The following is a 10,614-nucleotide window of genomic DNA, read 5'->3' on the forward strand; positions in this document are numbered from 1 at the left end:
CATGAAGCGGATGCTGTCAGCCCTGCTGCTGACCGGGCTGATGGCCCTACCCGTTCAGGCCGAGGTCGACAGCCAGCCGCGCCAGTTGCTGGCGCGCTCACAGAGCGCTGCCCCCCCCATGACACTGAGCGACCTGGACCGCATCTGGCTCCAGCAGCGCGGCAGCCTGGTGCTGGGTAGCTCACAACCGGACTACCCGCCTTTCGAGATCAATACCAGCCTCAACGACTACGAAGGCCTGAGCGCCGATTATGCGGGACTTCTGGCCGAGCAGTTGGGCGTGCACATCGAGGTGCGACGTTTCTCCACACGCCAGCACGCCATAGACGCCCTGCACGCGGGCGAGATCGACCTGCTTGGCAGCTCCAACGCCTTCGAAGCCGCTGACGCCGATCTGGCCCTGAGTACCGCCTACGCCGACGACCTACCGGTGATCGTCGCCAGGCCAGGCCGCAGCCTGCGCAAGGATGACGACCTGTCCGGGCTGCGCCTGGCCAGCGTCGATCACTACCTGCCTACGGCCATGGTGCGGCGTCTGTACCCCAAGGCGCAGTTGACCCTCTACCGCTCGACCCTGGCAGGCCTGGCGGCCGTGGCGCTGGGCCAGGCCGATGTCTACCTGGGCGACGCCATCAGCACCGATTACCTGATCGGCATGAGCTACCCCGGACAGCTGAAAATCGATCACTTCGTCAATGCACCCGTCGGTGCTTTCGCCTTCGCCCTGCGCCGTGACGATCAGCGCCTGCGCAGTCTGATCAACCAGGCGCTGACACGGGTGTTCAACAGCGAGCGGCTGAACATCCTGCGGCGCTGGACCAGCGGTAACACCAGCATTCTGCTCGAGCGTCACCTCAGCGCCCTGACCGCCGAAGAGCAACGCTGGATCGATCAGCACCCGACGGTGCGCGTGCTGGTCACCGATACCCTGGCGCCACTGACCTTCAGCGATGCCAATCAGCAACCACGCGGTGCCACCCTCGACCTGCTCGAGCAGATCGGCCTGCGCACCGGGCTGCGTTTCCAGATCGTCCAGCGCGACTCGGTGCAGGCCATGGTCGAGCAACTGGTGCGCGGTGATGCGGAAATCATCGGCGCGCTGGGCTACGGCAGTCAGCGTGCCGCGCGGTTACGCTATACCCGCCCTTATCTGGTCAGCCCACGGGTGCTGATCACTCGCACGGACGAACCGCCGCCCGACCTCAACCAGATGCGCCACCTACGGGTGGCCGTGCTCAGCGGCTCACCCCTGCGCGATTCCTTGCGCCAGCGCTACGGCGCCATCCAGTTCGTCGAAGTGCCAAATCCGCTGCGCATGATGGAGGCAGTGGCCAATGGCGAAGCAGACATCGCCTTCAGCTCGCAGGTCAATGCCACCTACTACATCACCCACGTGTTCAAAAACGTGCTGCAGATCGCGTCGGTGCTCGACGAGGAACCGGCGGTCGCCGCGTTCGGTGTCGCGCCGCAGCTGCCGCTGCTGCAGCATATTCTCGACAAGGCGCTGATGAGCATCCCCCCGGACGAGCTGGAGCAACTGATCAACCGCTGGCGCACCAACGCGGTGGTCAGCGACAGCCCATGGCGCAATTACCGCACCCTGGTGCTGCAAGTGCTGGTGTTTTCCGCGCTGCTGCTGGCCGGTGTGGTGTTCTGGAACACCTATCTGCGCAAGCTGATCAATCAGCGCACCGAGGCGCAGCAGGCCCTTCAGGCACAGTTGACGCTCAGCCGCAGCCTGCTGGAACAACTGCGTCAGGCGAAGAACGATGCCGAACAGGCCAGCCAGGCGAAAAGCACGTTCCTGGCGACCATGAGCCATGAAATCCGCACGCCCATGAACGCCGTCATCGGCCTGCTGGAACTGGCGCTGGAAGACAGTCGCCGCGGCCAGTGCGACAGCGTCTCACTGCAGACCGCGCACGATTCGGCGATTGGGCTGCTGGAGTTGATCGGCGATATCCTCGATATTTCAAGGATCGAAGCCGGGCACTTGACCCTGCACTCGGTACCGACCGAGCTGTGCGAGCTGGTCAGCGCTACGGCCCGGGTCTTCGAAGGCAATGCGCGGGTCAAGGGTTTGTCGCTGCAGGTGCAATTGCCGCAGGCACCGGTGTGGGTCAAGGTCGATGCGCTGCGTTTGCGACAAGTGCTGTCGAACCTGCTGAGCAACGCCATCAAGTTCACTGAGCACGGCAAGGTCGTGGTGTCGCTGCAGCTCGAAGACAACGAAGGTCGATTGCGGGTGGACCTGCAGGTGCAAGACAGTGGTGAGGGCATCAGCGTTGCCGATCAGGCGCGGCTGTTCAGCACCTTCGGCCAGCTCGACTGCAGCAAGGTGCGGCAGGGCGCAGGCCTTGGTCTGGTCATCAGTCGCACCTTAAGCGAGCTGATGGGCGGCAGCCTTGAGCTGCAGAGCGTCAAAGGCGTCGGCACGCGGGTGCTGGTGCAACTGCCGCTCGAGGCCACGGAACCAGTGGCTGTGGTCACTGCGCCGCTTGGCGAAGAGGCGCTCGATGCAGCGCAGTTACGCGTTCTGGTGGTCGACGACTATCCCGCCAACCTGCTCCTGCTCGACAAGCAGCTGAGCACGCTGGGCCACCGCGTGGTAGTGGCCGAGAACGGCGAGGCGGCGCTGGCCCTCTGGCAGCCGGGCGCTTTCGACGTGGTGCTCACCGATTGCAGCATGCCGTTGCTCGACGGCCATGCACTGACCCGGCAGATCCGCGAGCGCGAACGGCAGACCGACAGCCCGCCGTGCCGGATCATCGGCATCACCGCCAATGCCCAGATCGAAGAGCGCGAGCGCTGCCTGGCCAGCGGCATGGACGATTGCCTGTTCAAACCGGTGGGATTGAAGACGCTCAAGACCCACCTGCCTGGCAGCGCCGTGCAGGTCCATGACGCACCTGCCAGCGGCTTCGACCTGGACAATCTGCTGCACCTGACCCAGGGTGACGAAAAGCTGGTGCGACGCTTGCTCGAACAACTCGCGCAAAGCAACGCCGAAGACCTCAACGCCCTGCACGCCCTGGGCGCAGAGCCCGGCAGGCAGGCGCTGCGCGAACTGGTGCATCGCATCAAGGGCGGCGCCAAGATGCTCAAGGTGCCGCAGGTGGTGGCCAACTGCGAGGCGCTGGAGCAGGCGTGTACGCAAGGCCTGCCGACCGGCCATGCGTTGCTTGCCCTGCAGGCCAGCCTGCAAGCACTGGCCAGCGAGCTGGAGGCGGGCCTCAGTGCAACTGCAGGGTCGAGCTGATCTGGCTGATGGCATCTACCACATGCCGCGAACCCTGCTGGATTTCCAGAATCACCGTGCCTGCCTCGTTGGCTAGCGCCACCCCGCGTCCGGTGCGGCTCAGGCTCGACTGCATGCTGGCCACGGCAGTCAATGACAGGTCATGGTTCTGCCGGACCACATCGACGATTTCCAGTGTGGCCTTGCTGGTGCGTGCCGCCAGGTTGCGCACTTCGTCAGCGACTACCGCAAAACCGCGCCCGTGCTCACCGGCGCGGGCTGCCTCGATGGCGGCATTGAGCGCCAGAAGATTGGTCTGATCGGCAATCCCGCGAATGGTCAGGACGATCTTGCCGATCAGTTCCGACTGCCGACTGACGGCATCCAGGCTGCGTGCGGCCTGGTTGAGCTCGGTGGAAATCTCTTCGATGACGGCGACGGTCTGCTGCACCACCTCGGTGCCCTTGCGGGCACTGGCGTCGGTTTGCACCGAACTGGCGTGGGCGGCATTGGCTGCGGTCTGCTGGGTGCTGACCTGCGCGGTGATGTCGCTGGCGACCTTGACCACTTTGCTGAGCCGGCCCTGGTGGTCGAAGATCGGGTTGTAAGCGGCCTCCAGATAAACCACACGCCCCTGCTTGTCGACCCGTTCGAAGCGATGACAGTGGTATTCACCACGATTGAGCGACGCCCAGAATTCGCGGTACTGCGCCGACTCCCGCTCCTGACGGCGGCAGAACATGCCGTGGTGCTGGCCGACGATTTCGTCCAGCTCGTAGCCCAGGGTGCGCAGGAAGTTGTCGTTGGCGGTCAGCACGTGGCCTTGGGGGGTGAATTCGATCACCGCCATCGCCCGGCCGATGGCCTGCAACAGATAGCGTTGCTCATGGGTCTGCTGGACCCGCTCGGTAACGTCGCTTGCGAGCAGCAGAATCCGCGTCACTCGCTGCTGCTCATCGCACACGGGCAAGTAGCTGGCCTCCAGCCACCGTTCTCGGCCTGCCTGATCGAGATGGATGAAGGTACCGCTGCGTGGCGTGCCGTGGGCCAGATCATGCCAGAGCTGACGATAGTCGAGGCTTTGGGCATAGCTCTGGCTGCACAGTCGCCGATGATGCTGACCGCGCAGCGTCTCGTCGGCATAACCCAACAGGGCACAGAAACCCTCGTTGGCGTCGATGATGGTGCCGTCCGCTGCCAGTTCCAGCATCGCCATCGAGTGGCTGATGGCGGCCAGTTTCGCCTCACGCTCTGCCAGCGCTTCACGGCAACGCTGGATTTCCATCAGATCGGACTTGCGACGGTAATCGAACATGACCCCGGCCTCCCTTATGCGCGGTGTGCTGAGCATAGATCGCCACTTTGGCCTTACAAGCATCTGGCCAGTACGCTCGTCGGATCTCAGGAGCTCTCGCGCACCATCAGCTCGAAGCCCAGATCAAGCTGGCTGACGGCGACCCGCTTGCCATCGAGCAGCGTCAGCAAAGCCTGGGCCGCGGCCCGTCCCACGGCCGCCCGCGGCGTGCGGATCGAGGTCAGCCGCGGCACCATGTGCGCCGAGGCGGGCAGATCGTTGAAGCCGACCATCGCCACCCGTCCAGGCACCGCGATGTCCTCGCGCAGCGCCTGCAGCACGGCGCCCTGGGCCAGGTCATCGTTGCAGAAGAACAGACCGTCGACGTCGTCGGCCTGTGCCAGCAACTGGCTGAACAGCGCCCCGCCCAGGGCGATGGAAGACGGCTCGGGGGCCAGCAGTTCCAGCTCTGGCGCACTCAGACCGGCCTCGGCCAGCCCCTGACGAAACCCCTCGGCACGCTGCATGACGCGGCGGTCGAGCTGGGCGGCGATGAATCCCAGGCGACGCCGCCCGCGTGCAATCAGGTGCCGAGCCGCAGCGCGGCCTGCCTCGAACTGCGAGAAGCCGACTGACAGCGCCTCACCTGCGCCCCCCAGTTCTGCGCCCCCCAGTTCCATCATGTGCACGCACGGCACTCCGCTGGCGGCAAGCATCTGCCGGGATGCCTCGCTGCGCTCAAGGCCGGTGAGCAGAATGCCGCAGGGCTGGTAGGCGAGGTAGTTGCGGATCAGGTTCTCTTCCTCGACCGCGTCGTAGTGGTAGTTGCCGATCAGCACCTCAAGGCCACGCGGACGCATCACCTCATGGATGGCTTCGAGGGTGTCGATGAACAAGTGGTTGGACAGCGAGGGAATCAGCACCACCACCGAATGGCTGCGTGCCGAGGCCAGGGCACGGGCCGCAGGGTTGGCGATATAGCCGAGCGTAGCGGCCGCGGCTTGGACTTTTTCAGCAAGCGCCGGCGCCACGGTGCTGACACCACGCAGCGCGCGCGAAGCGGTGATGGGTGAAACCCCGGAAAGCTTGGCCACCTCGGCCAGTGTGGGACGACCGGTGGTGCGAGAACCTGTGCGCGTCATGGTGTTGTCATTTTACTACTTGCATGGATGGGGAACGGCCACTAAGGTAGCGCTGTCTCAGGGCCTAGGCAATGCATCCTCGCTGGTCGGCATTGCTCGAGCGCCCGACTGCGTTCACCACAAGACCAATAAAACCCGGGAAGTAGCGCCAGCCTGCCTTGTAGCTGATTCAAGACAGCGCTATCTCGCCCCGCAGGAGGTACTGATGAATCCTTCCCTGTCCGCCATCGTGGTCATGGGCGTCGCTGGTTGCGGCAAAAGCTGCATCGGCTCGGCCATTGCCGGGAAAAGCGGCGGTCGCCTGATCGAGGGCGATGCCTTTCACCCTGCCGAAAACATTCGCAAGATGAGTGCCGGCATCGCCCTGGACGATGACGATCGAGCCGGCTGGCTGGTGCGTCTTGGCCAGGAGCTGCAAGCGGCCATCGCTGCCGGCGAGCGCCCCATCCTCACCTGCTCGGCACTCAAGCGCCGCTACCGTGAAACCCTGCGCGATGCCGTGCCGGGCCTGGCGTTCGTGTTCCTGCAGCTGACCCCCGCTGAAGCTGAACGACGCGTGCTGGCACGGCCCGGACATTTCATGCCGGCCAGCCTGATCGCCAGCCAGTTCGCTGCGCTCGAATCGCCAGAGGGCGAAGCCCTGACCCTGACCCTCGACGCCACCCAGCCAATCCCTACGCTGGCCGAGCAGGTCGATACCTGGTTAAAGCACCCAGGTGAGTCGGGACTGGCCCGCAGCGCCTAGAGGGCGCTGCCCCGGCTCACCGAAGACAGCGCTGTCCCAGACAAGCGCGGGTGCGCGTCCTGGCCTGGCCACGACGCATCGCTCAACACAGAACAACGATAATACCGAGGCATACTTCCATGTTCGGACTGGCTACAGACACCTTCCTGCTGCTCGACGCTCTGGTCACCATCATCGGCCTGATCGTGCTGATCACCCATTTCAAGGTCCACCCCTTCGTCGCCCTCACGCTGGCCGCCGGCTTCCTCGGCCTCACCTCGGGCATGCCGGTGGCCAAAGTGATGAAATCGTTCCAGGACGGCTTCGGCGGCGTGCTGGGCTTCGTCGGCATCGTCCTGGCGCTGGGCACCATGCTCGGCAAGCTGATGGCCGACTCCGGCGGCGCCGATCAGATCGCGCAGACGCTGATACGCGCCTTCGGCAAGCGCAACGTGCACTGGGCGATGATGTTCTCCGCCTTCCTGGTGGGCATTCCGCTGTTCTTCGAAATCGGCTTCGTGCTGCTGATTCCCCTGGTGTTCATCGTCGCCCGGCGCACGGGCGTCTCGCTGGTGAAGATCGGCATTCCGCTGCTCGCCGGGCTGTCGGTGGTGCACGGCCTGGTGCCGCCGCATCCGGGGCCGCTGCTGGCAATCGGTATCTTCAATGCCGATATCGGCCGCACCATCTTCTATGGCCTGTTGGTGGCACTGCCCACTGCCGTCATCGCCGGTCCGCTGTTCGGCACCTTCATCGCCCGCTACATTCCTGGCACGCCATCGCAAGAGCTGATGGACCAGATCGCCCGCGAGTCGCAGACCCGCGAGCTGCCCAGCTTCGGCATCACCCTGCTGACCGTGCTGCTGCCAGTGGCGCTGATGCTGCTCAAGACCTTCGCTGACGTGGTGCTCCCGGCCGAACACATCGTGCGCCAATGGCTGGACCTGATCGGCCACCCGATCACCGCCCTGCTCGCCGCACTGTTGCTGGCGTTCTACACCTTCGGCTCGGCACGCGGTTTTTCGCGTCAGCAGATCATGAAGATGCTCGACCAAAGCCTGGCGCCGACCGCGGCCATCGTGCTGATCGTGGGTGCCGGTGGCGGCTTCAAGCAGATGCTGGTCGACACCGGCGTGGGTAACGTCATCGGGCAGATGGCGGTGCAGGCCGAGATTTCACCCATTCTGCTGGCCTGGCTGGTGGCCGCGGTGATTCGTATCGCCACCGGTTCAGCGACCGTTGCCACCATCACCGGCGCCGGCATCGTCGCCCCAGTGGTGGAACTGGTGCCGGGCATCAACCGTGAACTGCTGGTGCTGGCCACCGGCGCCGGCTCGCTGATTCTGTCCCACGTCAACGACGCAGGGTTCTGGCTGGTCAAGCAGTACTTCAACATGACCGTGGCCGAAACCCTGAAAACCTGGACGCTGATGGAAACCCTGCTGTCGGTGGTGGGCATCATCTTCATCATGGCGCTGTCGCTGGTGGTGTGACCGTTGATCGGCACGGCCGCACCTTTGCCCCACGCCGTTGGCCCAAGGCAGTAGAGGCGGCCGTGCCCCGTTCAGCAGCTCCGTCCACATCCGGCGCTGCTGAACGGGGCTCGGTCGTCTCCTTCCCTTCGCAAAGGAGCCTGCCCGATGAAACGTTCACTGCTGTTAGCCGCCCTGCTCGTCTCGCCGCTGGCCCTGGCCGTCGGCACGGGACCTACCTACCCCGATGATCCGCACAACCCCGCGCCCACCCCTGGCGTGGGCACCACACTCGAACCCGTGCAGAAGAACATGCCGCGCGCTACCGATCCGCGCTTGCCCGACGACGATCAGCGCCTGCCTGCGGAAAATCAGCGCGCGCCGGCCAACCCGGCAGATGATCCGAGCCTGCCCGGTTCGGGCAGCACGGCGCCGATGACCCCGGCAACCCCCTCGACCACCAAGCCCTGAGCGGCTCGCGGCGCAGGTCAGTAGTCGAAACGCTCGACTGCCCTGCGCCGTTCGTTGTCGTCGCGTCGATCGTAGCTGGCGGTGGTCTGAATGTTGGCGTGGTGTGCCAGTTTCTGCGCGATGGACAGATCGTGTTCCTCGATCACCCGGGTGATGAACGCCCGGCGAAAATCATGCGGCATGATCTTCACACCCACTTGAGTTCCGCGCTGTCGGGCGATGTAGTAGATCGCATGCTTGGTGATGCGCGCGCGGGTGATGTGGTTGCCACGGCGGATGCGGTTGAACAGAAACTCATCGTCAGCCTCACCCACCGGTAGCTGGTCGCGGCGCAGATCGAGCCATGCCTGGAGTTTCTCGAACGCCCAGGGCGGTGCGTACTTGAGCAACTGGCGGTTGCCCTTGCCGCGTACCTGCAAGCTGCGCTCGACGAAACTGACGTGCGACAGGTCGATATCCACCGACTCCGACTTGCGCATTCCCGTGCCATACAGCAGCGCGATGATCGCCGCGTCACGCACCCCCTGCGGTCGCGGGTCGGCGGCGCACACCTCCATCAGTTCGCAAATCAGACTGCGGCGCAGGTTGCGCCCAGGCGGCAGGCGCGTGCCGCTGTCGGCCTTGATCTCACGGATACGCAGCAGTTGCTCATGGTCGATCAGGCCCTGGCGCCAGGCTTCGTTCATCACCCCACGAATGGCGTTGACGTACAGCGATGAGGAGTTGGGCGCGTAGCCGTCGCTGCGCAAGGCCGCAACCAGGCCGATCAGGTGGCCCGGTTGCAGGTGGTGCCAAGGCACGTCGGTGATGGCGTGGTCGTCGAAGCCAAGGCGGTCGGCGGCATCCTGCAGCACGTAACGCATGGTCTGCTGGCTGGACGGCGCCAGCCGCGCCAGGTACTGCAGCAGCGGGTTATGCAGGAGGTCGGTCACGGTGTACATCCTGTTGCGGGGCCACGTGGCTGGGGAAGCGACGTGGGCCGTAGAGCGGGGATCAACGGCTCAGATGGCTGCTGATCGGGAAAGCGGGTTGTCGGCGATGGTAACCGATTTACCTGGCCGCTTCGAACGCAGAGGATTTTGTCTCATGGCCCGTGGTCTAGAGTCAGGAATCGACGGAGACCTGACCGATGGCCCTGTACCGCCTCACCCACTCCCATCCGCGTCTGAGCCTGGCGACCCTGGTCGGCCTGCTTGGTGCCTGGCTGATTCCGGCGGACGACGCCGTACAACGGGTGCTGGCCGGCTGGAATCTGAGTGTCTGGCTATACCTGGCGCTGGTGCTGTGGCTGACCTGCCGCTCGGGGCCGGACACCGTACGCAAGGTCGCGCGCATCGAGGACGAAAACGCCGCCCTGGTGTTGTTCACGGTCAGCGTGGCGGCAATCGCCAGCCTGGCGGCGGTGACTTTGCAGTTGATCTCGAGCAAGGGCCTGCACGGTTCGGCACTGCTGCTGCACTACCTGTACACCGGCCTCACCGTAGCGGGCTCGTGGCTGTTGATCGGCACCATCTTCAGCCTGCACTACGCGCGGCTGTTCTATACCCACGACGGCAAGGACGTGCCGCTGCGCTTCGCCGATGGCGAGCGCTGCCCCGACTACTGGGACTTCCACTACTTCTCTTTCACCATCAGCGTGGCGGTGCAGACCTCCGATATTGGCGTGGCCGGGCGGCCCATGCGCCGGGTGGTGCTGGCTCACTCGCTGGTCGGCTTCGTATTCAACACGGCGATTCTGGGTTTCACCATCAACATCGCCGCTGGTCTGCTGAACTGACCGTCGGTCCGACGCTGCAAATGCCCTCACGGCGGATCAGAGCGAACCAACTGCTCTGGTACCGGCCTTTGGGGTGAAGGTGAATAGTCATCGTCTGTGAACCGCGTCACGTGGTCATGACGCCGTCATCGATTCGCGGGAACCTTTCTCCCAACCACTGCTATGGTAATGATTCCGCCCAACCCTGGGCGGGTTGGCCGTGACCTCGTTCAGGATGAACATGGAGGCTGGTATGAACACGATGACGTTTCCCAACGCATGTCAGGTCATGCGCTGGCATTTCCACCCTTTGGGTTTCGAAGCCAGCATGGATGCGCCGCGCAGCATGATCGCGCGCCTGTTCGACCGGGCCAGCGGCGAGACCGTGATGGCGATTGCCGGCATCCCTTGCGCGGCGATCATGGCACCGGCCGAGGTCGAGCGCATTATCGAAGCGGTGGAAGCGGAAATGGACGCCTTCGTGCCTTTCTGCGCGCTGCGCTATGCCGGCTGAGTC

At 64.6% G+C, this 10,614-nt stretch carries 9 protein-coding genes and 1 pseudogene; 6 read left to right on the top strand and 4 right to left on the bottom strand.

All coding sequences use genetic code 11. From position 1 onward, the window contains the following. The first annotated feature begins 1 nt into the window (after position 1). On the top strand, positions 2-3,259 hold the full coding sequence (locus tag LK03_RS18125) for a transporter substrate-binding domain-containing protein (RefSeq protein WP_038413843.1): 3,258 nt from the start codon (positions 2-4) through the stop codon (positions 3,257-3,259). Here the strand turns inward: LK03_RS18125 and LK03_RS22940 are convergent. The 3 genes and pseudogenes from LK03_RS22940 to LK03_RS18135 all read right to left on the bottom strand — a co-directional run bounded on the left by LK03_RS22940 (position 3,234) and on the right by LK03_RS18135 (position 5,674). Then, positions 3,234-3,728: a methyl-accepting chemotaxis protein gene (locus LK03_RS22940; RefSeq protein WP_430962086.1), complete on the bottom strand. Its 495-nt coding sequence runs from the start codon at positions 3,726-3,728 to the stop codon at positions 3,234-3,236. The two genes, LK03_RS18125 and LK03_RS22940, sit on opposite strands and share 26 nt — an antisense overlap. Before the next feature lie 42 nt (positions 3,729-3,770). Next, positions 3,771-4,616 (bottom strand): annotated as a pseudogene (locus LK03_RS22945) (PAS domain-containing protein); the annotation flags it as partial. A 23-nt stretch (positions 4,617-4,639) separates the two neighbouring features. Then, the gene (locus LK03_RS18135) at positions 4,640-5,674 is read right to left on the bottom strand and encodes a LacI family DNA-binding transcriptional regulator (protein WP_038413847.1); all 1,035 of its coding nucleotides are present in this window, start codon (positions 5,672-5,674) and stop codon (positions 4,640-4,642) included. Positions 5,675-5,879: 205 nt separating this feature from the next. Here LK03_RS18135 and LK03_RS18140 point away from each other — a divergent pair, with 205 nt between their 5' ends. The 3 genes from LK03_RS18140 (at position 5,880) to LK03_RS22580 (ending at position 8,341) form a co-directional block, all read left to right on the top strand. Further along, on the top strand, positions 5,880-6,419 hold the full coding sequence (locus tag LK03_RS18140) for a gluconokinase (protein ID WP_038413848.1): 540 nt from the start codon (positions 5,880-5,882) through the stop codon (positions 6,417-6,419). A gap of 119 nt (positions 6,420-6,538) precedes the next feature. Beyond that, entirely contained in the window at positions 6,539-7,891 is a 1,353-nt protein-coding gene (locus LK03_RS18145) for a GntP family permease (protein WP_028694142.1), read from the top strand. A 147-nt stretch (positions 7,892-8,038) separates the two neighbouring features. Then, positions 8,039-8,341: a hypothetical protein gene (locus LK03_RS22580; protein WP_049870552.1), complete on the top strand. Its 303-nt coding sequence runs from the start codon at positions 8,039-8,041 to the stop codon at positions 8,339-8,341. Between the two features lie 17 nt (positions 8,342-8,358). Here LK03_RS22580 and LK03_RS18155 read toward each other — a convergent pair whose 3' ends face one another. After that, entirely contained in the window at positions 8,359-9,273 is a 915-nt protein-coding gene (locus LK03_RS18155; RefSeq protein ID WP_081951634.1) for a site-specific integrase, read from the bottom strand. Positions 9,274-9,470: 197 nt separating this feature from the next. Between LK03_RS18155 and LK03_RS18160 the strand changes: the two genes are divergently transcribed. Beyond that, complete coding sequence (locus LK03_RS18160) at positions 9,471-10,118, top strand: DUF1345 domain-containing protein (RefSeq protein ID WP_038413851.1); 648 nt, start codon at positions 9,471-9,473, stop codon at positions 10,116-10,118. Positions 10,119-10,350: 232 nt separating this feature from the next. Then, positions 10,351-10,611: a DUF1652 domain-containing protein gene (locus tag LK03_RS18165; protein WP_038413853.1), complete on the top strand. Its 261-nt coding sequence runs from the start codon at positions 10,351-10,353 to the stop codon at positions 10,609-10,611. The last annotated feature ends 3 nt before the right edge of the window (positions 10,612-10,614 follow it).

The organism is Pseudomonas cremoricolorata (assembly GCF_000759535.1).
GTDB lineage: Bacteria > Pseudomonadota > Gammaproteobacteria > Pseudomonadales > Pseudomonadaceae > Aquipseudomonas > Aquipseudomonas cremoricolorata_A.